We start from the raw sequence: 25,989 nt of genomic DNA, 5'->3' as shown, positions 1-25,989 counted from the left end.
CTACACCCGCACGAACACGACGACCGGGGCCAGCAGCGCGCCCAGCGCGAGGGCCAGCCAGGTCGCCAGTGGTGGATAGACGTTCAGCCGGACCGCGCCGAAGTACGTCGCGCCCAGGGCGAGCAGGGCCGCGCAGATCAGCAGCACCGGCCGGATCACGCCCGGCCGCAGGTCGATCACGCCGCCGCCGGCGCGGAGGTAGGCGATGCTGCCGTCCGCCGTCGAGACGTCGAGCGCGACCGGCTGCCCGGCCGGCAGGTCGAGGTCGGGGCCGACGGCCGTGACGCGGTAGAGCCGGCTCCCGGCGTCGACCGCGATGGTGTGGCTGACCGCGTCTTCGTCACCGCCGACCGAGAGGGCTCCCTGCTCGTGGGACACGATGTGCCCCTCGACGCGGTAGGTGGGCGCGTCCCGGCCGGCCAGCACCTGGCACATCAAGCAGACGATCCCGCCGAGGAACAGGGACACGAGCGCGACGGCCGTGAAGAACACCTTGCGCAGCACGCGCGTGAAGCGGCTGACCGTCATGCCGTTCAGTGCACACCACGATGGCCACGCAAGGCGATAGGCCGATTACCGTAAGCACTGTGGGTCACGGTGACTCAGCGGGAAACCCGCACTTCGGACCGGTCCGAGGTGCGGGTTCCGCTGCTTCCGGTAGTCGAAGGAGCTACCGCGTCGTGTAGTTGGGGGCCTCGACGGTCATCGTGATGTCGTGCGGGTGGCTCTCCTTGAGCCCCGCCGCGGTGATCCGGACGAGCTGGGCGTCCTGCAGCTCGGCGATCGTGTTCGCGCCGGCGTAGCCCATGCCCGAGCGCAGCCCGCCGACGAGCTGGTGCACGACGTTGGCCAGCGGCCCGCGGAACGGGATGCGGCCTTCGATGCCCTCGGGGACCAGCTTGTCCTCGCTCAGCACGTCGTCCTGGGCGTAGCGGTCCTTCGAGTACGACTTCGCCTGGCCACGCGACTGCATCGCGCCGAGCGAGCCCATGCCGCGGTAGACCTTGAACTGCTTGCCGTTGACCAGGATCAGGTCACCGGGCGACTCGGCGGTGCCGGCCAGCAGGCTGCCCAGCATCACCGTGGACGCGCCGGACGCGATCGCCTTGGCGATGTCGCCGGAGTACTGGATGCCGCCGTCGCCGATCACCGGGACGCCCGCCGGGCGGCACGCCTGGTCGGCCTCGAAGATCGCGGAGATCTGCGGGACGCCGACACCCGCGACGATCCGGGTGGTGCAGATGGAGCCCGGGCCGACACCGACCTTGACCCCGTCCGCGCCCGCGTCGACCAGCGCCTGCGCGCCCGCCCGGGTCGCGACGTTGCCGCCGACGATGTCGACCGCGTCGCCCAGCTCCTTCTTCAGCAGCGAGACGGTGTCGACGACCGCGCGGGAGTGCCCGTGCGCGGTGTCGACCATCAGGACGTCGACGCCCGCGTCGGCCAGCGCCATCGCACGCTTGTGGCCGTCCGGGCCGACGCCGACCGCGGCGCCGACGATCAGGCGGCCGTCCGGGTCCTTCGTCGCCCTCGGGTACTGCTCGGTCTTCACGAAGTCCTTGACCGTGATCAGCCCGCGCAGCTTGCCCGCGCCGTCGACGATCGGCAGCTTCTCGATCTTGTGCCGGCGCAGCAGGCCGAGCGCCGCGTCCGCGGACACGCCGACCTGCGCGGTGATCAGCGGCGCCTTGGTCATGACCTCGGACACCGGGCGGCTGTGGTCGACCTCGAACCGCATGTCGCGGTTGGTGATGATGCCCACCAGCGCCCCGGACGCGTCGGTCACCGGCACTCCGGAGATCCGGAACTTCGCGCACAGCGCGTCGACCTCGGCCAGCGTGGCGTCGGGCGCGCAGGTGACCGGGTCGGTGACCATGCCGGCCTCCGACCGCTTGACGACCTCGACGGCGGCGGCCTGCTCGTCGATCGGCAGGTTGCGCTGGAGCACGCCGATGCCGCCCTGGCGGGCCATGGCGATGGCCATCCGCGCTTCGGTGACGGTGTCCATCGCGGCCGAGACCAGCGGGATGCCGAGGGTGATGTTCCGGGTGAGCCGCGTGCTGGTGTCGACCGCGCTGGGCACGACATCCGATTCGGCCGGCAGCAGCAGCACGTCGTCGAAGGTGAGGCCGAGCATGGCGAACTTGGCCGGCACGGGGGCGGTGATGCCGTCGCTGGTCATAGCGGGTGAAGGGCCTTCCTGACGCGGGATGAGCGGGGTCGCTGTGGCGACTCGGAGCCTTCTCCTCATGATATCCGCCGCGTGGCCCCGGCCCGGGCGGTGGGCGAGCCGCCGGGACCGACCGGTACCGTGCAGGCCGTGGCGCATGATGTTCTGCCTCCAGACCCGTTCGCGAACGACCCGGACGACCCGGCCCGGGCGTTCCTCGTCGACGAGGACCGGCTGGACGAGCCGATCAGCGACCAGGAACGCACCGAGCTGCTGGCCGACCTCTCCGATCTGGCCGTCTACCAGGCACTCCTGGAGCCTCGCGGGGTCCGCGGGATCGTCGTCGACTGCGGTGAGTGCGACGAACCGCACTACCACGACTGGCACCTGCTGCGGGCCAGCCTGGAGCAGCTGCTGGCCGACGGGCGGATGCGCCCGCACGAGCCGGCCTACGACCCGAACCCCGGCGACTACGTGAGCTGGGACTACTGCCGCGGTTTCGCCGACGGCGTCACGGCCAACGAAAGCGCCTACTGAGCCTTCCTAGACTACGAAAAAGCCCTGGTGACGTTGCTCACCAGGGCTTTTTCGTGGTCTAGAGACTTACTGGCCTTCGCCGACGCTCTGCTGACCGGCGGACTCGCTGCGGCCGGTGTTCGTGCCGGGGTCGTTGCCGCTCGCGGCCGTGGTGCTCGGCGGCGGCTCCGTGGTCGGCGGCGGCGGCTCGGTGGTCGGCGGCGGGGGCGTCGGGGTCGGCGTCCCGGTGCCCGGCAGGCTGGTGGTGCCGCTGCCGCTGCCCGGGATGGACGTCGCCGAGCCGGCCGGCGGCACCTGCGACGACGAGGCTCCGCCGGGCGGGACCTGCGGCGAGCTGGTCTGGGTCGGGCCCTGGACCGGCGCGTCCGGGTTCTGCAGCTGCGCGGCGAGCTGCCGGTGCTGCTCCATCAGCTGGTCGCGGTTGTCCTCGTCGCTGACCTGCGAAAGAGCGGCCTGGGCGGCGTCGAGCGCTTCGCGGGCGGCGTCGAGGTTGCCGCCGGCGATGGCCAAGTTCGCCTTCTCGAGGTCGAGCTTCGCGTTCGCGGCGGCCTCGACCGAGCGGGTGTGATCGGAGTACAGGACCTTGGCGAGGCCCCACAGGGTGTCGCCGGGTTGTGCGGAGCGCGCGGCCAGCCCGGTGCCGGTGAACGCGATCGCCAGCACGGCGGCGGCGACGGCGACCGGGACGAGCAGCCTGCGGCGGCGTCCGCTCGAAGCGTGTTTCTTCGCAAGACTCGCGGTGGTGACGGTCCGCACGGCGGTGTCGACGTCGACCAGTTCGGCCAAAGGCTCACTGTCGATGTCTCTTCGCCACGCGACCAGCAACGCGTTGAGCTCCTGGTCGCCGAGACCGTCGGCCAGCGCCGGGTCGGACCCGCCGAGCGCGTCGAGCAGCGCATCATCCGCCTGCACGGCCGTCAGGTCCGCAGCGAACTCCGCCTCCGACGACGACAAGCCACCACCGAAGACGTCGTCCGGGTCGAAACCCTTCTCGGGACCGGTCACTCAGATCACCTCCTCCGCGGCCAGGACCTTTCTCAGCCGCGCGAGGGCGCGGTGCTGGGCGACGCGGACGGCGCCGGGGGTCGACCCCACGGCGTCCGCGGTCTCTTCCGCCGACAGTCCGACGACCACCCTCAGCACCACGATCTCCCGCTGCTTGTCCGGCAGCACCTGCAACAACTGGGACATCCGCTCGTTCAGCTCACCTTGCAGCGCCCGCTGCTCGGGGCCGACCCCGCCTTCGACCTCGTCGGGGATCTCGGCCACCGGTTCGGCCCGGTTGCGCGCCGCGGCGCGGTGCGCGTCGGCCACCTTGTGCTGGGCGATCCCGTAGACGAAGGCCAGGAACGGGCGGCCTTGGTCGCGGTACGAGGGCAATGCCGTTAGCACCGCGAGACACACCTCCTGCGCAACGTCGTCCGCCGAAGCGAACGATCGCTCCTGCCTGCCAACCCGAGCGCGGCAATACCGCACTACCAGTGGACGGATAGCAGCCAGCAGCCGCTCCACTGCCTGGGGATCTCCCTCGACAGCAGCGGCGACCGGTTCATCCAGTCCATCCCCCACATTGGCCATCGCAGACAACAGTCCCAGTGTTACGCGTAGGTGTGCAAAGAACCCGGCCCGTGGTCGCCTCCGCCGCGCGCCGGTGACCGCTACCGTACCTTCGGCCCGCATCGGACCGGCGCGCAAGGTGCTCCCCGGCGCGCCGCGCCGAGTTTCGGCGCGGAAATACGGATTGTCCTGCTGACCCGCGGCCGATGTCGTCGTTCAACGAGCGAACGGCGCCACGGGTTACGAGATCCGTCGGAGGGACGGGTGCCGGAGCGGGAATCCGCTCCGGGGCTGCCCAGATGGGCGCCGGAGTGTGATGGGGACCACACAGGTACGGGCCAGGGCGGTGCGCCCTGGCCCGTCGTCACCTGTATTCCGGCCGTGTCAGGATCGAGGAGAAGCCGCGAGGACGGGTCAGCTGACCAGACCGCGACGGAAGCCGTGAGCCACGGCCTGCGCGCGGTCGCGCACGCCGAGCTTGCGGAACAGCCGGCGGGCGTGGGTCTTGACCGTGTCCTCGGACAGGTAGAGCTCGCGGCCGATCTGGCCGTTGCTCTTGCCCTGGCTCATCCCGCGGAGCACCTGAAGCTCGCGCTCGGTCAGCTGGACGCCCGGGTCGGACGGCTGACGGGGCGCGGGCACCGAGGTACTCGCGAGGGTGTGGGCCAGAGCGGCGACCAGCTCCGGCCGGGACGCGTCCCAGCGGAGGTAGCCACGGGCACCGCCGGCGATCGCGGCGGCGATGCTGCCCGCGTCGTCCGGGGCACCGAACACGATGACGTTCGCCTGGGGGTTCGCGGAGACGAGCCGTCGGGTGGCTTCGACACCTGTCGGAACCGCGCGTTGCGTTCCGACCAGCACGACGTCGACGGGCTGACGGGAGTACCGGGCCAGCAGCTCGTCACCGTGCGCTACGCAGTCGATGCGACTGACCCCAGGGACCGCGGACATCACTCGGGTGAGCCCTTCACGGACACTGCGTCGGTCGTCGCAGATCAAGACCGTCGTCACGGGGTTTCCTTCCTGCAGCCGGGTGACATTCCACTTCCCCTATCGGACGCTTTAGCCCGAACCTTGACACGATCCGGTGGCTTTTTTTGAAGTTTCTTAGCCCGGATGCCGGAACACCCCATTCCGACGGCTCAACCACCCGGGGCGGGGACCCATGGCGATTCCCCCGCGATCCTCCTCCCGCAAGGATCTGCGCTTCGTAACACTGCGTGCAACACCTCTGCCACTCTGAATCGATACTCCTCGGCGTGTCCTGGGCGCAGATCGGCCATGACGAGGGCGGCCGGCCACAAAAGTGAAAGCAGTTCGCATTCCGCGGCGGTCGCCATTGCCTTTCCGACAAGGCCGTCCGAAATCTTCCGGTGATCGGGAGCCCCGGCGGCCCGCAGGGCCACGGCCAGCACTATCCCGGATTTCACCGCGTGCCGCCGCGCACCGCGCGCCCGGGCCGTTTCGAATGCGCGCTCGGCGTGCGGGACGGCGGCGGCGCCCTGACCTGCGGCGAGCTCGATCTCGGCGCCCACCCAGCCGCGGCGGACCCCGGCCCGCCACCCGGCGTCTTCGGCGGCGGCCCGGGCGGCGAGCCTGCGGGCGGCGCTCAGGCGGCCGAGAGCGAGGTTGTCGGCGGCCAGGCCGAGGAGGGCGTCGGCTCGCGCGCCTGCCGCGTCGAGGCCGTCCGGGTCGGGAGCACTTTCCAGGCCAGCGGCTTTCGCGAGGGCCTCGCCATCGAGGGCGCGGGCCTGGCGGTGGCCGCCCAGCTGCCGCCGGTGCGCGGCGAGGGTGCTGGCGGCGAGGGAGGCGAGGAGGGGGTCGCTTACCCGCCTGAGGACGTCCAGGAGCGCCGCGGCGGCGGCGTACCGGCCCTGGGCGCCGAGCACGATCGCGGCCAGCAGCCGCGCCCTGGGGGCACCGGCACCGCGCAGGACGGCGGGATCGGGCAGCGGGTCGCTCCCGAACGCGGCGGCCCGGAGGGCGGGTTCGTGCACCCGTCCTTTCTAGCGGGTCCCACCGACAGAATCACCAAGATCGAAGTTCCCGGGCACGCCGTGAGGGGCACCTTCAGGGACCTGAGCGCCCTGAAGGTGCTCTTCACGGCTTTCCCGGCGCCCGCCCACCAGGACGTGCTCGATGCGGTCCGCCGCTCCCGGCAGGTCCGCCAGCAGCTCCACCTTGTCCGGCAGCCCGGCCGGGTCCCACCCGGGCCCGCACGCGAACAACCGGCTCCGCTGCCGCCCTCGCGAGACCCGGGCGAACAACCGCGTGTCCGCCACCCCGCGCCGGTGCGCCCACAGCACCACCGCCGACGGCGCGCTCCGGCGCACCGCCACCGCCAGCACCTCCGCCGGCAGCGCGACGCCGAACAGCTGGGCGCCGATCCGCTTCCCGGCCAGCGACGCCGCCAGTGCGTACATCGGCATCGTGTCGCGTTCCTCCGGGACGCAGCCCAGGAGCACCGGGCGGGTGTTGCGCGGCTCGTCGAGCACCGGGGTCGCGCGGACCAGCGCCGCGAACACGCACTCGGCCAGCAGGTACTCCACCTCCGCGCCCGCGCTGGCGCCGCGCCAGCGCGGCCCCAGTGCCGAGAGGACCGGCTCGATCACGCCCGCCCACGCGGGGAGCACGCCGAGCTCGGCGATCGTGTCCGCGAGCATCCGCTGGACCGCGCCGACGTCCATCGCCAGCGCCGCCGTGCTCAGGCGGCGGGCCAGGCGGGAACGGACCTCGAGACCGTCATCGGCGACCGAGGCCCCCGGAGGTTCCCCGGGCTCTTCCGGCTGGGGCGGGCCGGAGCGCGGCATCTGCTCGAGGGCGTAGCGCGCGGCCTCGGCCGTCGACGCGCCGCTCAGCAACGCTCGCTGCATCAGTTCCAGCCGGCCGATGTCGGAGCTGCCGTAGCGGCGGTGACGGCCGTCGGTGTGCCTGCTCGGACCGAGCCCGTAACGGCGGTCCCAGGTTCGGAGGGTGGACGGCGCGACCCCGAGCCGGCGGGCGACCGAGGCCACCGGCAGGGTGGGTTCTTCGGTACCCGACCCAGCTCCCACGAGCCTCAATATCCAGGCACTCAGCGCAGTCGGCAACCGGAGGCGAAACCCCTGCTCACACATCCGGGGGATGCCTAACGGCTGAATCGAACCGAATCGCTTGAACAACTATTGGCGCGCTTCTAACGTTACCGCCGTTGCACCGAATGGAGTATCGGCACCACAGCAGAGCAGCTAGCGGCATCGACCGATTGACGGAGGCGGTCAGGATGGCAGACACGCGCAGGCTCCCAGGACCCAACGCCGACATGTGGGACTGGCAGCTCGAAGGGTCGTGCCGGGGGATGGACAGCGCGTCCTTCTTTCACCCGGACGGCGAGCGCGGCCCGGCGCGGGCACGGCGGGAGGCCAGGGCGAAGGCGGTCTGCCTGAGCTGCCCCGTCCTGGAGATGTGCCGCAGCCACGCGCTGGCGGTGCACGAGCCCTACGGCATCTGGGGCGGGCTCTCGGAGTCCGAACGCGAGCACCTCATCAAGTCCGACAAACGCGCGCTCAGCATGTCCGGCGGCTGAGCGGCCACAGACAACGGAGGGCGGCACCGGGTGGGGTGCCGCCCTCCGTGCTGTCCGGACGAAGAACCGGGCGGCACTCCAGCTGGAGTGCCGCCCGGTTCTTCGTTCAGGACCGCGTCAGTGCGAGTGGCCGTGGCCGCCCGCGGCCGGCTCTTCGTCGGCCGGCTTCTCGACGATCGAGCTCTCCGTGGTCAGCACCAGGCGCGCGATCGAAGCGGCGTTCGCCACCGCGGACCGGGTCACCTTGACCGGGTCGACGATGCCGGCGGCCAGCAGGTCGGTCAGCTCGCCGGTGGCGGCGTTGAAGCCGTGGCCCCAGCTCTGCTCCCGGACCTTGTTGACGATGACCGCGCCCTCGTGGCCCGCGTTGGTCGCGATCCAGAACAGCGGGGCGGACAGCGCGTCACGCACGATGCGGACACCGGTCGCCTCGTCGCCCTCGAGGCCGAGGCCGTCTTCGAGCTCCTTGACCGCGTGCACCAGCGCCGAGCCACCGCCGGGCAGGATGCCCTCCTCGACGGCCGCCTTGGTCGCCGCCACGGCGTCCTCGATGCGGTGCTTGCGCTCGTTCAGCTCGGTCTCGGTGGCCGCGCCGACCTTGATCACCGCGACACCGCCGCCCAGCTTCGCGAGCCGCTCCTGCAGCTTCTCGCGGTCCCAGTCGGAGTCGGTGCTCTCGATCTCCTTGCGGATCTGGGCGATCCGCGCCTGGGTGGCGTCCTTCGTGCCGGCGCCGTCCACGATGGTGGTGACGTCCTTGGTGACGACGATGCGCCGCGCGCTGCCGAGCGAGCCGAGGTCCGCGTCCGCCAGCTTCATGCCGATCTCGGTGGAGATGACCTCGGCGCCGGTGACGACGGCGAGGTCGTCCAGGAACGCCTTGCGACGGTCACCGAAGAACGGCGCCTTGACGGCGACGGCGGTGATCGTCTTGCGCAGCGAGTTCACCACGAGGGTGGACAGCGCTTCGCCGTCGACGTCCTCGGCGATGATCAGCAGCGGCTTCTTGGCCTCGACGACCTTCTCGAGCACCGGCAGCAGGTCCGCCAGCGACGAGATCTTCTCGCGGACGAGCAGGATGTAGGCGTCCTCGAGGATCGCCTTCTGCTCCTCCGGGTTGGTCGCGAAGTGCGCCGAGAGGAAGCCCTTGTCGAACTGGACACCCTCGGTGATCACCAGCTCGGTCGCCAGGGTCGACGACTCCTCGATGGTGATGACGCCGTCCTCGCCGACCTTCTCGACGGCTTCGCCGAGCAGGGCGCCGATGTTGGCGTCACGGGAGGTCACGGTGCCGACCTGGGCGATGTTCTCGCGGCCCTTGACCGGGGTGGCCTTGGCCTTGAGGACCTCGATGACCTTCGCCGCGGCGGCTTCGATGCCGCGGCCGATCGAGGTCGGGTTGGCGCCGGCCGCGACGTTGCGCAGGCCGACCTTCACCAGCGACTGCGCGAGCACGGTCGCGGTCGTGGTGCCGTCGCCGGCGACGTCGTTGGTCTTGGTGGCGACGCTCTTGGCGAGCTGCGCGCCGAGGTTCTCGAACGGGTCGTCGAGCTCGATCTCACGGGCGACGGTCACGCCGTCGAGGGTGATGGTCGGGCCGCCGAACTTCTTGTCGAGCACGACGTGGCGACCGCGCGGGCCGAGGGTGACCTTGACCGCGTCGGCGAGCTTGTTCACCCCGCGCTCGAGCGCGCGACGAGCGTCCTCGTCGAAACTGATCTGCTTGGGCATAGCGTGTTCCGCTTACCTTTCGGTGGGTCCAGAACGCAAGAACGCCCCGCTCCCCGGCGTTGTGCGGGGCCCGGGGCGTCATGCGCTGCGAGCGGACGTCAGTTGATGACGGCCAGCACGTCGCGGGCGGACAGGATGAGGTAGTCCTCACCGTTGTACTTGACCTCGGTGCCGCCGTACTTCGAGTAGATGACGACGTCGCCGACGCTCACGTCCAGCGGGACGCGGTTGCCCTTGTCGTCGATCCGGCCCGGGCCCACGGCCAGAACCTTGCCCTCCTGGGGCTTCTCCTTGGCGGTGTCGGGGATGACGAGGCCGGAAGCGGTCGTCTCCTCGGCCTCGCTCGTCTGGACAACGATCTTGTCCTCGAGCGGCTTGATGTTCACGCTCACCGGGTTGACCTCCACGGTCGTCGAAAGCGTTGGCAGGATGTGGTTACGGCTCTACCACCCCCGCCGTCGCGGGTGCCGGGGCTGTCGGGCCGTGCGATTAGCACTCTAGCCACGGGAGTGCCAGTCGTGCAAGGAGGGTGGCCGCAGGCGTGGTGAATGCACCCGGAAGCACTCTGACCGGCCGCTTTGGTCCACGGTGGTTCCACGTGAGCTACCTGCCGATACCCCGATCGAGTGGCACCGGCTGAACGCGGGAACGCGCCTTTCCGCGGCAGCGTTGGACCGTCGTTCGTGACGCAGGACACTCCACCCGCGTCCGTCGAGAGGTGGCCACGATGCCGGAACCCCGCCGCGCCGACTGGCTGGCGCTGGGCGAGCAGTATCCCAAGATCGACAGCTTGCTCCACCCCGCGAACGCCGACCACGTCGTGGCGTCGGCCCACCAGATTTCGGCCGGCACGGCCGATGGCGTGACCGGCGTGCTGTTCGGCCTCGTCCGGATGTCGATGGCCCAGTACTCCGCCGATTGCGACGCCCGTGAGCAGGCCGGCGCACAGCGGCGGCGAGTGCGCCTCGAACCGACCGACGAGCTGTTCTCGGGAGACCTGCCGTTCACCTGTCCCCCCACGATCGGCGAGCCCGAGCAGCCGGAGAGCTGACCCTTACCCCCGGCGTGAGTTTCTGGTTAGGTTCTCACCACCTGGCACCAGAACCCTGGGGGTTTATGCCCATGTCGTCCCGTTCCCTGCCGAGATCGGCGGCCCTCGCCGCCGCTGTCGCCCTCCTCAGCGGCCTCGCCGCCGCTCCCGCCCAGGCCGCTACCACCGAACAGCGGCAGCGGGACTTCTCCGCCGCCGCAACCGAGTTCGGGGTTCCGCTCAACGTCCTGCTCGGCGTCTCCTACCTCGAGTCCCGGTGGGACTTCAACGCCGGGACGCCCAGCACCTCCGCCGGCTACGGCCCGATGCACCTCACCGACCTGCGCGAAGCCGGGGTCGCGGGCAGCCACCACGACGAAGGCACCGAGGACCCGCGCGGCGACGACGCGCGGCCCGCCCTGCACCCGCAGGCCGGCCCCGCCGCTCCGCCGCCGACCCTGCAGACCGTCGACGAGGCCGCGCAGCTCCTCAAGACCGATGCCAAGACCCTTCGCAGCGACCCCGCCCAGAACATCCGCGGTGGGGCCGCGCTGCTCGCGAAGTACCACGCCGGCCAGACCGATTGGTACGACGCCGTCGCGCGCTACAGCGGCTCCGCCGACACCGCCGCCGCGCAGACCTTCGCCGACGAGGTCTTCGACACCATCAAGACCGGTGTCGCCCGGACCACCGACGACGGCCAGCAGGTCAGCCTGAGCCCGACCGCGGACCTGCGGGTGCCGAAGCACGCCGAGACGGCGGCCGCGAACGTCGAATGCCCGCGGACCGTGGCCTGCGAGTCCGTGCCGGCTCCCTACCAGGAGCTGCCGAACGACGACTACGGCAACCACGACCTCGCCAACCGGCCGGTCAGCCAGAAGATCGACCACATCGTCATCCACGACACCGAGGGCTACTGGGACAACGTCCTGGACCTCGCCCAGGACCCGACGTACGTGAGCTGGCACTACACCATCCGCTCGGCCGACGGCCTGATCGCGCAGCACGTGCCGACCAAGGACGTCGCCTGGCACGCGGGCAACTGGTACGTCAACGCGAAGTCCATCGGCATCGAGCACGAGGGCTTCGCCGCGAAGGGCACCTGGTACACCGAAGCGATGTACCGGTCGAGCGCGAAGCTCGTCGGCTACCTCTCGCGCAAGTACGGCATCCCGCTCGACCGGGCGCACATCATCGGCCACGACAACGTGCCGGGCACGATCCCGTCGACCATCGCGGGCATGCACTGGGACCCGGGCCCCTACTGGGACTGGTCGCACTACTTCGACCTGCTGGGCGCGCCGCTCGGCGGGTTCGGCCTGCCCGGCTCGTCGCTGGTCACCATCGACCCGGACTTCGTGAAGAACCAGCCGATCTTCACCGGCTGCGACACGGCCGGAACCCCCTGTCCCGCAAGGGGTTCCGAAGCCGTCGTGCTGCACTCGGAGCCGAATGACGCTTCGCCGCTGCTGAAGGACGTCGGCCTGCACCCGGACGGCTCGCCGTCCACGATGGCCGTCTCCGACGTCGGCAGCCGCGCCGCGACCGGGCAGCAGTACGCGGTCGCCGACGTCCGCGGCGACTGGACGGCGATCTGGTACCTCGGGCAGAAGGGCTGGTTCCACAACCCGCGCAACGCCCGCGTCGCCAAGCCCGCGATCGGCTGGGTCGTGACGCCGAAGCCCGGCCTCGCGACGGTGCCGGTCTACGGCCGCGCCTACCCCGAGCCCGAGGCCTACCCGGCGAACGTGACGGTGCAGGCGATCACGCCGCTGCCGTACACGCTTTCCGCCGGGCAGAAGTACTCCTCGGCCGGGACGGTCGGCTCGGAGTACTACTCGGCCACGACGTTCGACGTGGCCGACCACGTGGTGGTGAAGGGCAAGCTCAAGTACGTCCAGATCCAGTTCGGGCACCGGATCGCGTTCGTCAAGGCGGACGACGTCCGGATCGTCCCCGCGTTCTGACCAAATGCCGTGAAGGCCTCCTTACCGGCTCTCATGGCCGGTAAGGAGGCCTTCACGGCATTCAGGCATCCAGCGCGACCTTCGCCCCGCCCGCCTCTTCGGTGTTGCGGCGGGTCTTCGCCCAGCCGTTGCGGCCGCGGATGAGCCGGAACAGCGCGCGCCACGACGTCACGTAGAACGTGTAGATGTACGCCGCGTACGCGAATCCCATCCCGATCCCGCGCAGGAAGTTCTTGCTGCGCAAGCACTTCAGCTGGTAGATCGGGCCCCAGACGAGGAACGGCAGCAGCCCGAACGAGCCGTAGACGGCAAAGAGGATCCAGGCGCCGCCGGTGAACCACGTCCACATCTGCGCCGGGTCGCCCGCGGTGCTCACCAGCAGCAGGACGAACGGGATCGGGTACAGCAGCGAGCCGAGCAGCTGCAGCCACGGCTGGGCGAGGTAGTACATCATCTCCGCGGCGCCGAGCGTGCTGACGTGCGGCGAGTCCCAGATCCGCCGCAGGTAGCGGGCGCACTGCATGGTGCCCTGGCCCCACCGCGTGCGCTGCACCAGGAACCGCCGCAGGCTGTACAGACCTTCTTGCGCCACATGGGAATCCGGCGTGAACCCGGTGCGCCAACCCTCCGTCAAGAGGTGGACGCCGAGCTCGAAGTCCTCCAGCAGCGAGCCGCGCCACGGCTGTTCGCCGGGGCCGGCGATCGAATCGAGCGCGGTGAGCCGGGTGAACTGGCCGTTGCCGCCCATCGAGATCGTGCCGGTGAAGCCGCGGGACGTCTGGATCGCCGCGATCGCCGTGCGGAACTCCAGGTCCTGCAGCTGCGCGAGCTTGAGGCCGAACCACCGCCCGACGGGGTTGCGCGACGGCGGCGGCGTCCCGACGTTGCTCATCCGGACGTCGAGCTGGACCGCGCCGATCCCCGCGTCGCCGAAGAGGTGGTCCGCGGCGCAGACCTCGAGGCAGTTCGGGGCCGGGCGGCCGTCGGCGTCGACCACCACGACCACGACGTCGTCGCGGGCCGTGTCCGGGCCCATCCACTCGTTCAGCGCCCGGTAGGCGGCGTTGAGCGCGTCACCCTTGCCGGTCCTGGCCTCGGGCCGCACGCGCGGCACGAGGTGCAGGTACGGGTCGTAGCCGCCGTGGCGCCGCCACAGCATCCGGACGACGCGGGCGGTGCGGTCGTCGGAGTCGTCGTCGACGACCCAGACGTGCGCCTTGCGGAACGTCGTGCGCAGGTAGCGCACGGTCTCGCGGATGACCGTCTGCTCGTCGCGGCACGGCACGAAGAAGTGCCACGTGAAGTCCGCCGGATCTCCCACCGGGCCGGGTTTGCGGCGCAGGTAGGGCACGACGATCACGACGACGTACACGAGGAACGCCACGCTCATCGTCAGCGCGAACGCCTGCGTGATCGCCAGCAGGACCTTGACGCTCATGCGTTCTTCTTCCGCGTCGCGAGCCAGACGAACAGGACCAGCGAGACGGCGCCGCCGAACACGCTGACCATCGAGCCGAGCAGGGTGTGGCCCCAGTAGTAGCCCTCGCCGGTGCCGAGGCCGTGGACGAGCCCGGCGATCGTGAGAATGCGCAGCTGGTTCACCAGCACGACGACGATCGCGGAAATGCCGAGGGAAAAGAACAGGCGCTTCGCATTCCGCGGCCGGAAGTACAGCATGATCATGGTCACAACGAGCAGCGGAAGCAAAAGGAACGCCGAAGAACATTCCGGCGTCATTCTCAACCCGAATGGCGCAGCGCCGCTCAACCCAAAGTAAACAGACTCGCGATCAGGCGCGACGTAAACACCCGATGTAGTGACGACGTCGAGGATCGCGCCGGCGAGGCGCACTTCCAGTTCGCGGTAGAACCGCTCGGCCAGCACCACCGCGGCCCCCGCCGCGGCCAGCGCGCCGAGCGCGATGACCAGCGGAAACTTTGTCATGCCTGAGTTCGGAGCGCTCGCTACGGCCACGACATTCCTCTCGGTGTCGATTCTTCGAACAAGCTGAAGACAGGGTTCAAGCGCCCATTCGGCAGCATCAATGGCGACCTTGCTAGGCCGTCCGGGTGATCGCGATCGCGACCAGCGGAAACAGTGCCGGGAAACACCCGATGCGGTGATCCGCGAAATTTCGTGTGCTATTCGGACCACTCTTGGCGATAGTCGATTTGCGAATCCCCGGGAACCTCACCGAATTCGGAGGATCAGTTGATGAAGAGCTCCCTCGTGCGCCGCGGCGGCCTGCTCGCCGCGGTCGTGGCGAGCGTCGTGCTCGCCGGCGCGGCACCCGCCTGGGCCGCGCCCGGCGACGGGTCCGCGTACGGCGTCAAGGTCGACGTGACGCTGCTCGGCCAGCCCGCGGTGAAGGTCGGGCCGCTCGCGGCCGCGAGCACCGCCGGGCCGACCACGAGCACCGTGGCCGGCGCGAACGCGGCCGGCATCCTGACCGCCGGCGTGATCACCGCCGAGGCCGAGCGCGACGAGAACTCCGGCGCGGTGACGGCGAAGGCGACCACGGCCGACGTCGGGCTGCCGCTGCTCAAGGCCGCACTCGGCACGGTCGGCGTCAAGACCGTCGAAGCCGTGTGCACCGCCACCCAGGAAGGCGTCAAGGGCAGCAGCACGCTGGCCGACGCGAAGCTCGGCAGCATCGGCGCGATCGACGCCCACCCGGCGCCGAACACCCAGGTCAAGGTGGCCGTCGGACTCGTCGACATCGCGACGATCACCCTCAACGAGCAGATCCGGAACAAGGACGGCAGCCTCACGGTCAACGCCCTCCACGTGAAGCTGCTCGGCGGGGTCGTCGGCGCGCTGGGCTCGGGCGACGTCATCGTGTCGTCGGCGACGTGCGGCCCGGCCGCGCCGCCGATGCCGCTGGCGTCCGGCGCGGGCCTGTGGATCGGGCTCGGCCTGCTCGGCGCCATCGCGGTGCCGGCCGGGACGCGCCTCTTCCGCAACCGCCGCACGGCCTGAGCGGGGCCCGGATGTACAAGATGCCGGGTGCGGGCGTCGGCGTGGCCGGCGGCGGGGTGGGCACCCTCGCCGCCACCGGTGCCGACATCGGGTGGTGGCTGGCCGTCGGCGTGCTGCTGGTGCTGCTCGGGACCGCCGCGCTGATCGCCGTCCACCGCCGAAACCGCCGGTTGTCCCAGGCGCGGGACTGAGATGGGGCCGTCGGCGTGTGCCCCTCGCACGCCGGCGGCCTCTCGGGAGAAATTTCCTGGACACTGGACTACGTGGAGAAGGAGCACCGCGGGGTGGATGTGATGTTGCTGGCCGGGACCCGCCCGGAAGCGCTCAAGCTCGCGCCGCTGGCCCTGGCCATGGACGCGCACCCGGCCTTGCGGCCGATCCTGGTCCACAGCGGGCAGCACGCGGGCATGGTCGAGCAGGCCTTGGCGCCGTTCGGCCTGGTCGCGGACGCGTGGCTGGACGTGCCGCCGCGCGTCACCGGCGGCCAGGCGGAGCTCGTCGCGGGTCTACTGCCCGCGCTCGACGACGTGCTGCGCCGGTTCGGCCCGGCCGCGCTCGTCGTCCAGGGCGACACCACGACGACGCTCGCCGGCGCGCTCGCCGCGTTCTGGCTGGGCATCCCGGTGGTGCACCTCGAAGCCGGGCTGCGCACGCACGACCTCACGGCACCGTTCCCGGAGGAGGGCGCGCGGCAGATGGTGTCCCGCCTGGCGGCGCTGCACTTGGCGCCGACCCTCGGCGCGGCGGCGGAGCTGCGCTCGGAAGGCGTTGCGCGGCAACGCATCGCGGTCACGGGCAACACGGTCGTCGACGCGGTGCTGGCGATCGCGGCGCGCGACCTGCCGGCCCGCGACACGGCGCTGGCGCTGCTGGAGATGGAGATCGCGGAGGCGGGCGAGCGGCTGGTGCTCGTGACGTCGCACCGGCGCGAGTCGTGGGGCGCGCCGCTGGAGCGGACGCTGGCGGCGGTGCAGCTGATCGTCGCCGAGCACCCGGACGTGCAGGTGCTGTTCCCGGCGCACCCGAACCCGCAGGTCCGCGGCCAGGTGGAAGCCGCGCTGGACGGCATGCCGCGGGTGACGGTCACGGACCCGCTGGAGTACCCGGACCTGGTGCGGGCCCTGCGGCTGGCGTCACTGGTGCTGACGGACTCCGGTGGGATCCAGGAGGAGGCGCCGACGTTCGGGACGCCGGTGCTGGTGCTGCGCGACGTCACCGAGCGCGCGGAGGTCGTGGAGGCGGGGTGCGCGTGGCTGGTGGGCACGGACACCGAGCGCATCGCGGACACGGCGGCGCGGCTGCTGAGCGGCGAGCTGCGGCCGGCGCACGTGGGAAACCCTTACGGCGAAGGCAATGCGGCGGTGCTCGCGGTGGCGGCGATCGAGGAGCTGCTCGGGGTGGGCTCCCCGGCACACCGGCACGCCGCAGCTTCCTGACGCCCGCCCGCGATGGCATGAACGACTCTTTCATGCCATCCGACGACATGAAAGAGTCGTTCATGCCATCCGGGTGGCGCCGGGGACCCAGCCACGACGCAGTGAATGAGTCATCCACTGCGTTCGAGCGGGACGACCGGCTAGAGCGAGACCACACTCACCGGGAGCGCCGGGTTCGCGCTGAAGTCCAGCGCCGCCGTCGGGCGCTTGGCCGCCACCACGTGCGCACCCAGTGCCGCGATCATCGCGCCGTTGTCCGTGCACAGCCGGGGCCTCGGGACCCGCAGCTCGATGCCGGCCGCGGCGCAGCGCTCGGCCGCCAGCGACGACAGCCGCGAGTTCGCCGCCACGCCACCGGAAATCACGATCGTGCCGATCCCCTGTTCCTCGGCCGCGCGGATCGCCTTCATGGTCAGCACGTCCGCGACGGCCTCCTGGAACGACGCCGCGACGTCGTCCACCGGAATCTCCTCGCCGCGACGAGCCGCGCCTTCGACCCAGCGCGCCACCGACGTCTTCAAGCCGGAGAACGAGAAGTCGTGCTTCGCGTCGCGCGGGCCCGTCATGCCGCGGGGGAACGCGATCGCCGCCGGGTCGCCGTTCTTCGCCGCCTTGTCGATCGGCGGGCCGCCCGGGTACGGCAGGCCGAGCACCCGCGCGACCTTGTCGTACGCCTCGCCCGCCGCGTCGTCCACAGTGGACCCCAGCTCGGTGATCGACGACGCGATGTCGTCGACGCGCAGCAGCTGCGTGTGCCCACCCGAAACCAGCAGCGCCAGGCACGGCGTGGGCAACGGCCCGTGCTGCAGCGTGTCCACGGCGATGTGCCCGGCCAGGTGGTTCACCCCGTACAACGGCACGTCCAACGCCGTCGCGTACGCCTTCGCCGCGGAGACGCCGACGAGCAGCGCTCCCGCCAGGCCCGGCCCGGCCGTCACCGCGATGGCGTCCACATCGGACAAGGAAAGCCCGGCCTTTTCGAAGGCGCGAGAAGTCGTCGGGACCATCGCTTCGAGGTGGGCGCGGCTCGCGACCTCGGGCACCACGCCGCCGAAGCGGGCGTGCTGCTCGACGCTGGAGGCGACCTCGTCGGCGAGCAGCTCGACCGTGCCGTCGTCGTGCAGGCGGACCAGGCCGACGCCGGTCTCGTCGCACGAGCTCTCGATGCCCATGATGATGCGTGACATCAGCCCGCCACCTCGTCTCGCGTCCGCGCCGGGCGGACCATCGTGTACGCGTCGGCACCGGAAGGCTGGTAGTAGCGCTTCCGAATGCTCAGCCGTTCGAAGCCGTGGCTCTCGTACAGCGCGAGGGCCGTCTCGTTGTCGGTGCGGACCTCGAGGAACACCGGCGCCTCGAACTCGTCGGCGCGGACGAGCAGCGCGCGCAGCAGCGCCTTGCCGATGCCCTGGCGCTGGTGCTCGGGCGCGACGCCGATGGTGTGCACGGTCGCCTCGTACTCGCCACGGCGGCGGCCGACCACGGCCAGCCCCGCGTAACCGAGGAGCTCCTCGCCCTCGTCCGGGCGGGCGGCGAGGTAGAAGTTGCCGACGTCCAGCTCCGAGTGGAAGGCGCGAGCGCTCCACGGGTCGTCGCCGGGGAAGAGGATCTGCTCGATCTCGACGCACCGGGCGATGTCCCGGCGGCGCAGCGGCTCGAGTCTCACGGCGCGGTCACCCGTTTCGGCGCGGTGGGCTCGGCGGCGTCGGGACGCCGCAAGTACAGGGGGGTCAGCGGCGCGGGCGTTTCCTTCGCGAGCAACGCGCTCCGAGCGGCCTTCACCAGCCCGGCCGGCGACGGGAAGCGCGGCTCGATCGGCTGGACGTCGAGCGCGGCGGCGTAGAGCACCGCGCCGTCGCCGGCCGCGACCTTGAGGTCCGTCTCCAGGTCGGCCGGACGCTGGACGTGCGGGCCGTCGGTGCGGTTCCCGGCGGCGTCGTAGGCGGCCCAGTAGACCTCGCGGCGGCGGGCGTCGGTGAGGACGAGGAAAGCGCTGTCGCCCTGGACGACGTCGGCGGCCAGCGCGTCGAGGCCGCAGACCGGGTACACCGGCAGGCCGAGGGCGTGCCCGAACGCGGCGGCCGTGGCCATCCCGGCGCGCAGGCCGGTGAAGGGGCCGGGACCGACGCCGACGACGATCGCGTCGAGGTCCTTGAGGGACACGCCGGCGGTTTCGGCGGCGGCCAGCGCGTGCGGCGTGATCAGCTCGCCGTGGGCGCGGGGGTCGACCGTGACGCGCTCGCCGCGCGTCTCGACCCCGTCAGCGTCCACCGTGACCACACCCGCGGTGACCGCCGGAGTCGAGGTATCGATCGCCAGTACCAACACGGTAAGCAAGCGTACGACCAGGGTCTTCGGCCGCTTGCTGCAGGGGACTGATCCGCACGGTAACGTGCCAAGCGAGTGCGACTCTGGGAGGTCCCCGCGGTGCCCGACCCGTTGTTCCCCACCCTCGTGTCAGGTTCGGGCAAGGAAGCCCTCCGGTTCGGCGAACAAGCTCTCACCTACGACGAGCTTGCCGCCGTCGCCGGCGGCTTGGCCCGCGAGCTGCCCCGTGGCCGCGTCGCCGTCTGGGCGACCCCGACCCTCCACACGAGCGTCGCCGTCGTCGCGGCGCTGCTGGCCGGCGTCCCGGCCGTGCCGCTCAACCCGAAGATCGGCGAGCGTGAGCTGGCCCACATCCTCGCCGACAGCCAGCCTCAGCTGGTGCTGGCCGAACCGGGTGCCGAGCTGCCCTCGGGCCTGGTCGGCCTGCCCCGGCTCGACATCCCGCTGACCGGGGAAAAGACCGCGCTCGCCGAGGAGCCGGACCCCGAGACGCCCGCGCTGATCGTCTACACCTCGGGCACCACCGGCCCGCCGAAGGGCGTCGTCCTCCCCCGCCGCTCGATCGCGACGACGCTCGACGCGCTCGAGGACGCCTGGGGCTGGACCGCGGACGACGTCCTGGTGCACGCGCTCCCGCTGTTCCACGTGCACGGCCTGATCCTCGGCATCCTCGGCCCGCTGCGCCGCGGCGGCTCGGTGCGCCACCTCGGCCGGTTCTCGACCGAGGGCGTCGCGCGCGAGCTGTCGGCCGGCGCGACCATGCTGTTCGGCGTCCCGACGATGTACCACCGGATCGCCGGCGAGGTCGCCGCGGACACCGCCCTGGCGGAGGCGCTGAAGAGCGCACGGCTGCTCGTCTCCGGGTCCGCCGCGCTACCGGTGCACGACCACCAGCGGATCACCGCGGCGACCGGCCAGCAGGTCGTCGAGCGCTACGGGATGACCGAGACGCTGATGAACACGAGCGTCCGCGCGGACGGCGAACGCAAGCCCGGCACGGTCGGCGTCCCGTTGCGCGGGGTGGAAGTCCGGCTGGTCGGCGAAGCCGGGGAGGCGATCGGCGACGTCGAGACGGTCGGCGAGATCCAGGTGCGCGGGCCCAACCTGTTCACCGAGTACCTCAACCGCCCCGATGCGACGGCGGCCGCGTTCGACGGCAGCTGGTTCCGCACCGGCGACATGGCCACGCTCGACACCGACGGGTACGTGAAGATCGTCGGGCGCAAGGCGACCGACCTGATCAAGAGCGGCGGCTACAAGATCGGCGCGGGCGAGATCGAGAACGCGCTGCTCGAACACCCCGGCGTCGCGGAGGCGGCCGTCACCGGCGAGCCGGACGACGACCTGGGCGAGCGGATCGTCGCGTGGATCGTGCCCAGCGGCGACCGGCCGCCGGCCGACGAGCTCGCCGACCACGTCGCGAAGCTGCTCGCGCCGCACAAGCGCCCGCGGGTCGTCCGGTACCTGGACGCGTTGCCGCGCAACGACATGGGCAAGGTCATGAAGCGGGCGCTCGGTGACTAGGCAGCCGGCGCGCGAGGTCGTCGACGCGATCGCGAACGGCTTCGAGGAGTTCCCGACACCGCTGCGTGACGAGCCGGCCGATGGGCCGATCGGCTGGCCCGGCTACCGCGAAGCACGCTCCGCCGCCGAAGAGCGCACCGGTGAGAAGGAGTCGGTCGTCTGCGGGACGGCGAAGATCGGCGACGTCGAGGCCGTGCTGGTCGCGTTCGAGTTCGGGTTCCTCGGCGGGTCGCTCGGGCAGCGGACCGGCGACCGGATCGAGGCGGCGTTCGCGCACGCCCGCGACGCGCGGCTGCCGGTGGTTTCGCTGATCTCGACCGGCGGCAGCCGGATGCAGCAGGGCATGCGCGCGTTGATGCAGCTGCAGCGGGTGGCCCGGGCGTCGGCGTTGACGCGGGCGTCGGGCATCCCGCAGATCTCGGTGCTGCGCGACCCGACGACCGGCGGCGGCTGGGCGACGCTCGGCGCGGGCGCCGACGTCATCCTCGCGCTGCCGGAGGCGCAGGTCGGGTTCGCGGGTTCGCGGGTGCGGCCGGCCGGTTCGCCGGAGGCGTACACGGCGGAGGCCAAGTACGAGTGGGGCCAGGTCGACGCGATCGTCGCACCGGAGGACCTCGGGGCGACGCTGGAGCGGTGGCTGCGCCTGCTGACGGCCCATTCGTCGGCGGCGGCTCCCCCGCCGTCCGCGCTGCGGCCGGTTCCGTTGCCCGAAACGGGCTGGGAAGCGGTGCAGGCCGCGCGTTCCCCGCGCCGGCCGCGGGCCGTCGAGTACCTCGACGCGTACTTCGACTGGCGCTCGGAGGTCAGCGGCGACCGGGCCGGCGGCGTTGATTCCGGGGTGTCATGCGGCTTCGGCTGGCGCGACGGCCGGACGATCGCCTACGCGGCCCAGTGCGGCACACCGACGTTGCCCTCGGGCTTCCGGACAGCGGCCCGGCTGGTCAAGCTGGCTTCGCGGCTGAGGATCCCGGTGCTGACCCTGGTCGACACCCCGGGCGCGGCGAACGACGCGGCCGCGGAACAGGCGGGCGCGGGCGGCGCGATCGCGGCGTTGTTCGAGGCGGTGGCGACGGCATCGATCCCGGTGACAACCCTGGTGATCGGCGAAGGCGGCTCAGGTGGGGCGCTGGCGTTCGCGGCCCCGGAGTCGACGTGGGTGGCGCCGGACGCGTACTTCTCGGTGACGTCCCCGGAAGCCGCGGCAGCGATCCTGAAGCGGCCCGCTTCGGAGGTCCCGGACCTCGCCAACCAGCTGCACCTGCGGCCACAGGACCTGGTGGACCTGGGCGTGGCGCGGGCGGTGGTCAGCCCGGCTCGATGATCGACGTCCGAACAGGACCGCGATCACTGCCGCCGGTGGGTCCATCCGTGGTTGGATCTCGCGATGGGGATTCAACTCAACAGGCGAGCGGCGTTCGGTTTGGGGACCGCTGTCGCCGCCGGAAGCCTTCTGACCGGTTCTCCCGCGTTCGCGCAGGAGGCAGACATCGAGGCCAGCCCGGCCACACCGGACCGGGCCAGGCAGAAAGTGAAGCGCGTCTACGACACCGCGGCCGCGGAGGCAGGCGGCATCTGGAACTCCTGCATCAGCGTGGCCGACCAGGTGGCCGTCGACGTGGCGTCCGACGAGATCGTCGAGGCGTACAGCGTCAACAAGGTGGCCGTCGCGGTCACCTTGATGGACAAGATCGACCGTGGCCTGCTCACGCTGGACCAGCAGGTCCAGGTGCCGGAGAGCATCGTCGTGCCCGGTGGCGACGGCATCATCATCCTGGACAAGGCGTACCCGAGCGCGTTCACGCTGGGGCACGTCCTGTCGCTGTTCCTCACGGTTTCGGATGACACGTGCGTCCGGCTGGTGGGGCTCGTGGTTCCGGCGGCCGAGATCAACCAGATCCTGGTGGCCAAGGGCTTCCCCAAGACCCAGGTCACGCCGGTGGCCAACCCGAACCGCTACTTCCTCGGCCAAACCACTCCGCGCGAGACCCACGACCTGCTGAAGGCGCTGCTCGCGGGCACATTGTTGAGCCCGGCGTCGACGGACTACCTGCTGTCCATCCTGCGGTCGCAGGTGGCGTTCACCGACGGTATCCGCCGTGAGATGTCGTCCGCCGATCGGGCGAGGATCGCCACGAAGGCGGGCTGGCTGAACGACGGCCGCAACGAGGCGGGCATCATGTTCGACGCCGCGGGCAAGCCGGTGTTGATCTACTCGATGTTCGCGCACGGCCAGGCGAACCCGGAGGACTTCGGGGCCACGCACCCGGTCCGGCAGGCCACCGCGAAGATGGGGCCGAAGTTCCTGCGCGCGGTCGACAAGATCGCGGGCGCCGGCACCAAGACGTTCCGGGCACCGGCCTACCAGCCGTCCAACGGCGGCTGAGAGCAGCTACGGAGGGCAGCGACCACCGTGGACACCGGGCGGTCGCTGCCCTCCGGCAGTTCCGAACCCCGATTGGCCCGGTGCGGACTTACGCCCGCACCAGCTCCGGAACTCGGTCGGCCCAGGTGCCGTGCGGCTCCAGGGCCACCTCGCGGACGTCGTCCTCGCGGCGGTCCAACCTGACCACCAAGTAGTCGGCCGACAGGCGCTCCGCCGAGCCCTCGCCCCACTCGACCACGATCGCCGAGCGTTCCAGGTCCGTGTCCAGGTCGAGGTCGTCCAGCTGGGACAGGTCGCCGCCCAGGCGGTACGCGTCCACGTGCACCAGGGGCACTCCGGCGGCGCCCGCCGGGTGGACGCGGGCCAGGACGAACGTCGGTGAGCTGACTCGGCCGCCGACGCCGAGGCCGTCCGCGATGCCGCGGGTCAGCGTCGTCTTGCCCGCGCCCAGCGGGCCGGCCAGGAGCACCAGATCACCCGCGCGCAGCGCTCGGCCGAGCGCGCGCCCGAAAGCCATTGTCTCTTCGGGCGTGGGAAACACCATGGTCAACGCTGCCACCACCAGGATCGCCGGGACGAGTTTTCGCCGTCCGCACCGGAACAGCGTTGCAGGAGGTCGATCAGATAGCTGTTCACCAGCTCGGGCTGTTCGAGCTGCACCATGTGGCCGGCGCCGCGGACGCGCACCAGCTCCGCGTCGGGCAGCTCGGCCGCGATCCGCTCGGCGTGCGAGAACGGCGTGAACCGGTCCGAATCACCGCCGATGACCAGCACTTCCGCGTGCTTCAGCCCGGCCAGCGCGGCGTACCGGTTGTGGCTGCCGAGCGTGTCGACGAAGTTGACGAGCCCGCGGACCGGCGTCACCCCGAGCATCTCGAGCATGAAGTCGACGAGCCTCGGCGCGACGTCCCGGCTGCCGAAGGCCAGCCGCCGCACGGCCTGCCGGGTCAGCTGCCCGCCCGCCGCGCGGACGAACTCCACCAGCCCCGGCTGCCAGCCGGCGAGACCGCCGGCGGCGCGCGTCAGCGGGTTGTACTTCGAGAGCAGCGAACGCGGCAACCCGCGTGCGCCCACTTCGCCCGCCGCGGTCGCGATGAACGCGACGCCTTCGATGCGCTCCTCGAACAGCGAAGGGAACTCGGCGGCCAGCTCCATGATCACCATGCCGCCCATCGAGTGCCCCAGCAGCACGATGGGGCCGTCCGGGACCACGGACCGCAGCACGACGTCGAGGTCGCGCGCGAGCTGCTCGATCGTCGAGTTCTCCGCGGACGCCGCGCCGGACAGGCCGTGGCCGCGGTGGTCGTAGTAGACCTGACGCACGCGCGGCAGGCGAAGCGTCGCGAGGTCGCGACGCTGGAAGTGCCAGCAGCGCCGCGAAAGCGCGAAGCCGTGTACGCCCACGACAGTCAGTTCGGGTTTGCCGCCGTCCTCCGGGTCGATCTCCTCGACCGAAAGCGGCGTGCCGTCGTCGGCCGCGACCGTGGACATGCGGTCCGGCTTCAGCTCCCCCAGCGGCTCGTCCACGTACGGATCCTCACTGTGCCGCCGCTGCTGCGCGGCGACGATAGCGGCGGCGGCGGTCCCGGTGGCGATGGCCCCGACCCCGCCGGCGATGGCCAGCAGTCGACGTGAAGGTGTCACGACGGCGCCCCCAGATACCGGCGCCGGACCCGCGGGCGGTACATCGAGGTGACGATCTCGTAGTCGATGGTGCCCAGCTTGTCGGCCCATTCGCGGGCCGTCGGCTCGCCGTGCGTCCCCTGCCCGAACAGGACGACTTCGTCGCCGACAGCGGGCTCGTAGTCGCCGCAGTCGACGACGAGCTGGTCCATGCAGACGCGCCCGGCGACCGGCCGCCGCTGCCCGCCGAGCCAGACGTCCATGCGCCCGGACAACGATCGCGGGACGCCGTCGGCGTACCCGGCCGGCACGAGCGCCAGGTTCGTGTCGCGCGCGGCCGTCCAGGTGTGCCCGTAGGACACCGATTCGCCGGCCTCGATGCGCTTGACCAGCGCGACCGCGGACCGGAACGTCATGGCCGGGCGCAGGTCTTCGGCCTGCGGCACCGGGTTGAGCCCGTACATCGCGATACCGGGGCGGACGACGTCGAAGTGCAGGTCCGGGCGGGTGAGCAGGGCCGCGGAGTTCGCCAGGTGCCGCTTCGGGTCGAGCCCGGCGGCGCGGGAGACGTCGTAGGCCTCGGCGAACCGCTTCGCCTGGATGTCGACCGAAGGGTGCGCCGGCTCGTCCGCGCACGCGAGGTGGGACCAGATCGCGACGACTTCGACCCGCGGTTCGGCGGCCGCCGCTTCGACCAGCTCGGCCCAGCGGGCGGGCGGGCAGCCGTTGCGCGAGAGCCCGGTGTCGATTTTGAGGTGCACACGCGCTCGGGTACCCGCTCCGGCGGCGGCCGCGATGCGGCGTAGCTCACCCAGGGAGCTGGCCGCGAGGTCGACGCCGGCCTCGATGCCCGGCGCGAAGTCGACGTCCGGGGTGTCCAGCCAGCTGAACAGCCGGGTCGTGATCCCGGCTTCGCGCAGGGCCAGGGCCTCGCCGAGCGAGCACGTGCCGAGCCAGCCCGCCCCGGCCTCGACCGCGGCGCGCGCCACCGGCAGCGCGCCGTGGCCGTAGGCATCGGCCTTGACCACAGCCATCACTTCGGAGCCGGACGCTCGGGCGCCCAGCAAGGTGAGGTTGTGGCGGATGGCGTCGAGGTCGATGTCGACCTGCGCCCTCGGGCTGCGTTCATGGGAGAAACTGGAGGACATAGCGCCCTCCA

At 71.4% G+C, this 25,989-nt stretch carries 27 protein-coding genes; 10 read left to right on the top strand and 17 right to left on the bottom strand.

Annotation, left to right across the window (positions count from 1 at the left end; genetic code table 11):
* Positions 1–528 (bottom strand): hypothetical protein, encoded by a 528-nt coding sequence (locus AB0C38_RS21665; RefSeq protein ID WP_360675950.1) that lies wholly within the window; start codon positions 526–528, stop codon positions 1–3.
* Between the two features lie 142 nt (positions 529–670).
* Positions 671–2,182, bottom strand: coding sequence for an IMP dehydrogenase (guaB, locus tag AB0C38_RS21660; protein WP_360675947.1), 1,512 nt, complete (start codon positions 2,180–2,182; stop codon positions 671–673).
* 129 nt (positions 2,183–2,311) lie between these two features.
* Here guaB and AB0C38_RS21655 point away from each other — a divergent pair, with 129 nt between their 5' ends.
* Entirely contained in the window at positions 2,312–2,707 is a 396-nt protein-coding gene (locus AB0C38_RS21655) for a DUF5319 domain-containing protein (protein WP_360676199.1), read from the top strand.
* Between the two features lie 66 nt (positions 2,708–2,773).
* On the opposite strand, the gene AB0C38_RS21650 is transcribed toward AB0C38_RS21655, so the two are convergent.
* The 5 genes from AB0C38_RS21650 to AB0C38_RS21630 all read right to left on the bottom strand — a co-directional run bounded on the left by AB0C38_RS21650 (position 2,774) and on the right by AB0C38_RS21630 (position 7,317).
* Positions 2,774–3,712, bottom strand: coding sequence for an anti-sigma-D factor RsdA (locus AB0C38_RS21650; protein ID WP_360675944.1), 939 nt, complete (start codon positions 3,710–3,712; stop codon positions 2,774–2,776).
* Positions 3,713–4,285 (bottom strand): sigma-70 family RNA polymerase sigma factor, encoded by a 573-nt coding sequence (locus tag AB0C38_RS21645; RefSeq protein ID WP_026468912.1) that lies wholly within the window; start codon positions 4,283–4,285, stop codon positions 3,713–3,715.
* A 393-nt stretch (positions 4,286–4,678) separates the two neighbouring features.
* Entirely contained in the window at positions 4,679–5,275 is a 597-nt protein-coding gene (locus tag AB0C38_RS21640) for a response regulator transcription factor (protein WP_003073605.1), read from the bottom strand.
* Between the two features lie 131 nt (positions 5,276–5,406).
* On the bottom strand, positions 5,407–6,261 hold the full coding sequence (locus AB0C38_RS21635) for a hypothetical protein (protein ID WP_360675941.1): 855 nt from the start codon (positions 6,259–6,261) through the stop codon (positions 5,407–5,409).
* Positions 6,262–6,270: 9 nt separating this feature from the next.
* On the bottom strand, positions 6,271–7,317 hold the full coding sequence (locus tag AB0C38_RS21630) for a MerR family transcriptional regulator (protein WP_360675939.1): 1,047 nt from the start codon (positions 7,315–7,317) through the stop codon (positions 6,271–6,273).
* 209 nt (positions 7,318–7,526) lie between these two features.
* On the opposite strand from AB0C38_RS21630, the gene AB0C38_RS21625 reads away from it, so the two are divergent.
* On the top strand, positions 7,527–7,829 hold the full coding sequence (locus AB0C38_RS21625) for a WhiB family transcriptional regulator (protein ID WP_043792619.1): 303 nt from the start codon (positions 7,527–7,529) through the stop codon (positions 7,827–7,829).
* A 117-nt stretch (positions 7,830–7,946) separates the two neighbouring features.
* On the opposite strand, the gene groL is transcribed toward AB0C38_RS21625, so the two are convergent.
* Entirely contained in the window at positions 7,947–9,560 is a 1,614-nt protein-coding gene (groL, locus tag AB0C38_RS21620; RefSeq protein ID WP_360675936.1) for a chaperonin GroEL, read from the bottom strand.
* 98 nt (positions 9,561–9,658) lie between these two features.
* Positions 9,659–9,952 carry a co-chaperone GroES gene (gene groES / locus AB0C38_RS21615; RefSeq protein ID WP_007031106.1) on the bottom strand — a complete coding sequence of 98 codons (294 nt, stop codon included), beginning with the start codon at positions 9,950–9,952 and terminating at the stop codon, positions 9,659–9,661.
* 335 nt (positions 9,953–10,287) lie between these two features.
* Here groES and AB0C38_RS21610 point away from each other — a divergent pair, with 335 nt between their 5' ends.
* Both AB0C38_RS21610 and AB0C38_RS21605 read left to right on the top strand, forming a co-directional pair.
* Entirely contained in the window at positions 10,288–10,611 is a 324-nt protein-coding gene (locus tag AB0C38_RS21610; RefSeq protein WP_360675934.1) for a hypothetical protein, read from the top strand.
* 65 nt (positions 10,612–10,676) lie between these two features.
* Positions 10,677–12,557 carry an N-acetylmuramoyl-L-alanine amidase gene (locus AB0C38_RS21605; protein WP_360675931.1) on the top strand — a complete coding sequence of 627 codons (1,881 nt, stop codon included), beginning with the start codon at positions 10,677–10,679 and terminating at the stop codon, positions 12,555–12,557.
* 61 nt (positions 12,558–12,618) lie between these two features.
* Here AB0C38_RS21605 and AB0C38_RS21600 read toward each other — a convergent pair whose 3' ends face one another.
* Together AB0C38_RS21600 and xrtP are read right to left on the bottom strand one after the other, a co-directional pair.
* Positions 12,619–13,995 carry a glycosyltransferase gene (locus AB0C38_RS21600; protein ID WP_360675928.1) on the bottom strand — a complete coding sequence of 459 codons (1,377 nt, stop codon included), beginning with the start codon at positions 13,993–13,995 and terminating at the stop codon, positions 12,619–12,621.
* Positions 13,992–14,501, bottom strand: a complete 510-nt coding sequence (gene xrtP / locus AB0C38_RS21595; protein ID WP_360676196.1) for an exosortase P — start codon at positions 14,499–14,501, stop codon at positions 13,992–13,994. Before xrtP ends, AB0C38_RS21600 begins: the two co-directional genes overlap by 4 nt.
* Positions 14,502–14,771: 270 nt before the next feature.
* Here xrtP and AB0C38_RS21590 point away from each other — a divergent pair, with 270 nt between their 5' ends.
* The 3 genes from AB0C38_RS21590 to wecB all read left to right on the top strand — a co-directional run bounded on the left by AB0C38_RS21590 (position 14,772) and on the right by wecB (position 16,972).
* Entirely contained in the window at positions 14,772–15,536 is a 765-nt protein-coding gene (locus tag AB0C38_RS21590) for a choice-of-anchor P family protein (protein ID WP_360675925.1), read from the top strand.
* A gap of 11 nt (positions 15,537–15,547) precedes the next feature.
* Complete coding sequence (locus AB0C38_RS21585; protein WP_360675923.1) at positions 15,548–15,727, top strand: LPXTG cell wall anchor domain-containing protein; 180 nt, start codon at positions 15,548–15,550, stop codon at positions 15,725–15,727.
* A 93-nt stretch (positions 15,728–15,820) separates the two neighbouring features.
* Entirely contained in the window at positions 15,821–16,972 is a 1,152-nt protein-coding gene (gene wecB, locus AB0C38_RS21580; RefSeq protein ID WP_360676194.1) for a UDP-N-acetylglucosamine 2-epimerase (non-hydrolyzing), read from the top strand.
* Between the two features lie 140 nt (positions 16,973–17,112).
* Here wecB and tsaD read toward each other — a convergent pair whose 3' ends face one another.
* Genes tsaD through tsaB form a run of 3 tightly spaced genes read right to left on the bottom strand, consistent with a single transcriptional unit; the run spans position 17,113 to position 19,300 of the window.
* A complete protein-coding gene (gene tsaD / locus AB0C38_RS21575) occupies positions 17,113–18,159 on the bottom strand; it encodes a tRNA (adenosine(37)-N6)-threonylcarbamoyltransferase complex transferase subunit TsaD (protein WP_360675920.1) in 1,047 nt (348 codons plus the stop codon).
* Positions 18,159–18,638 carry a ribosomal protein S18-alanine N-acetyltransferase gene (rimI, locus tag AB0C38_RS21570; RefSeq protein WP_360675918.1) on the bottom strand — a complete coding sequence of 160 codons (480 nt, stop codon included), beginning with the start codon at positions 18,636–18,638 and terminating at the stop codon, positions 18,159–18,161. The genes tsaD and rimI overlap by 1 nt, the downstream gene beginning before the upstream one ends.
* Positions 18,635–19,300, bottom strand: a complete 666-nt coding sequence (gene tsaB / locus AB0C38_RS21565; protein WP_360675915.1) for a tRNA (adenosine(37)-N6)-threonylcarbamoyltransferase complex dimerization subunit type 1 TsaB — start codon at positions 19,298–19,300, stop codon at positions 18,635–18,637. The genes rimI and tsaB overlap by 4 nt, the downstream gene beginning before the upstream one ends.
* Positions 19,301–19,399: 99 nt before the next feature.
* On the opposite strand from tsaB, the gene AB0C38_RS21560 reads away from it, so the two are divergent.
* From AB0C38_RS21560 to AB0C38_RS21550, 3 genes are all read left to right on the top strand, one after another.
* The gene (locus tag AB0C38_RS21560) at positions 19,400–20,824 is read left to right on the top strand and encodes an acyl-CoA synthetase (RefSeq protein WP_360676192.1); all 1,425 of its coding nucleotides are present in this window, start codon (positions 19,400–19,402) and stop codon (positions 20,822–20,824) included.
* Positions 20,817–22,145 carry a carboxyl transferase domain-containing protein gene (locus tag AB0C38_RS21555; protein ID WP_360675912.1) on the top strand — a complete coding sequence of 443 codons (1,329 nt, stop codon included), beginning with the start codon at positions 20,817–20,819 and terminating at the stop codon, positions 22,143–22,145. The genes AB0C38_RS21560 and AB0C38_RS21555 overlap by 8 nt, the downstream gene beginning before the upstream one ends.
* Before the next feature lie 207 nt (positions 22,146–22,352).
* Positions 22,353–23,207, top strand: coding sequence for a serine hydrolase (locus AB0C38_RS21550; RefSeq protein WP_360675910.1), 855 nt, complete (start codon positions 22,353–22,355; stop codon positions 23,205–23,207).
* An 88-nt stretch (positions 23,208–23,295) separates the two neighbouring features.
* Here AB0C38_RS21550 and tsaE read toward each other — a convergent pair whose 3' ends face one another.
* Genes tsaE through alr form a run of 3 tightly spaced genes read right to left on the bottom strand, consistent with a single transcriptional unit; the run spans position 23,296 to position 25,978 of the window.
* Complete coding sequence (gene tsaE, locus AB0C38_RS21545; RefSeq protein WP_360675908.1) at positions 23,296–23,757, bottom strand: tRNA (adenosine(37)-N6)-threonylcarbamoyltransferase complex ATPase subunit type 1 TsaE; 462 nt, start codon at positions 23,755–23,757, stop codon at positions 23,296–23,298.
* On the bottom strand, positions 23,754–24,851 hold the full coding sequence (locus tag AB0C38_RS21540; RefSeq protein ID WP_360675905.1) for an alpha/beta hydrolase: 1,098 nt from the start codon (positions 24,849–24,851) through the stop codon (positions 23,754–23,756). Before AB0C38_RS21540 ends, tsaE begins: the two co-directional genes overlap by 4 nt.
* The gene (alr, locus tag AB0C38_RS21535; RefSeq protein ID WP_360675902.1) at positions 24,848–25,978 is read right to left on the bottom strand and encodes an alanine racemase; all 1,131 of its coding nucleotides are present in this window, start codon (positions 25,976–25,978) and stop codon (positions 24,848–24,850) included. Before alr ends, AB0C38_RS21540 begins: the two co-directional genes overlap by 4 nt.
* Between the last annotated feature and the right edge of the window lie 11 nt (positions 25,979–25,989).

Source organism: Amycolatopsis sp. NPDC048633, assembly GCF_040650695.1.
Lineage (GTDB): Bacteria > Actinomycetota > Actinomycetes > Mycobacteriales > Pseudonocardiaceae > Amycolatopsis.
This window is presented reverse-complemented; position numbering and strand designations above follow the sequence as displayed.

Excerpts from the sequence above, each read along its gene's own strand:
- AB0C38_RS21665 (WP_360675950.1), bottom strand. The coding sequence starts at position 528 with ATGACGGTCAGCCGCTTCACGCGCGTGCTGCGCAAGGTGTTCTTCACG.
- guaB (WP_360675947.1), bottom strand. The coding sequence starts at position 2,182 with ATGACCAGCGACGGCATCACCGCCCCCGTGCCGGCCAAGTTCGCCATG.
- AB0C38_RS21645 (WP_026468912.1), bottom strand. The coding sequence starts at position 4,285 with ATGGCCAATGTGGGGGATGGACTGGATGAACCGGTCGCCGCTGCTGTC.
- AB0C38_RS21625 (WP_043792619.1), top strand. The coding sequence starts at position 7,527 with ATGGCAGACACGCGCAGGCTCCCAGGACCCAACGCCGACATGTGGGAC.
- groL (WP_360675936.1), bottom strand. The coding sequence starts at position 9,560 with ATGCCCAAGCAGATCAGTTTCGACGAGGACGCTCGTCGCGCGCTCGAG.
- AB0C38_RS21610 (WP_360675934.1), top strand. The coding sequence starts at position 10,288 with ATGCCGGAACCCCGCCGCGCCGACTGGCTGGCGCTGGGCGAGCAGTAT.
- AB0C38_RS21605 (WP_360675931.1), top strand. The coding sequence starts at position 10,677 with ATGCCCATGTCGTCCCGTTCCCTGCCGAGATCGGCGGCCCTCGCCGCC.
- AB0C38_RS21600 (WP_360675928.1), bottom strand. The coding sequence starts at position 13,995 with ATGAGCGTCAAGGTCCTGCTGGCGATCACGCAGGCGTTCGCGCTGACG.
- xrtP (WP_360676196.1), bottom strand. The coding sequence starts at position 14,501 with ATGACAAAGTTTCCGCTGGTCATCGCGCTCGGCGCGCTGGCCGCGGCG.
- AB0C38_RS21590 (WP_360675925.1), top strand. The coding sequence starts at position 14,772 with ATGAAGAGCTCCCTCGTGCGCCGCGGCGGCCTGCTCGCCGCGGTCGTG.
- AB0C38_RS21585 (WP_360675923.1), top strand. The coding sequence starts at position 15,548 with ATGTACAAGATGCCGGGTGCGGGCGTCGGCGTGGCCGGCGGCGGGGTG.
- tsaD (WP_360675920.1), bottom strand. The coding sequence starts at position 18,159 with ATGTCACGCATCATCATGGGCATCGAGAGCTCGTGCGACGAGACCGGC.
- alr (WP_360675902.1), bottom strand. The coding sequence starts at position 25,978 with ATGTCCTCCAGTTTCTCCCATGAACGCAGCCCGAGGGCGCAGGTCGAC.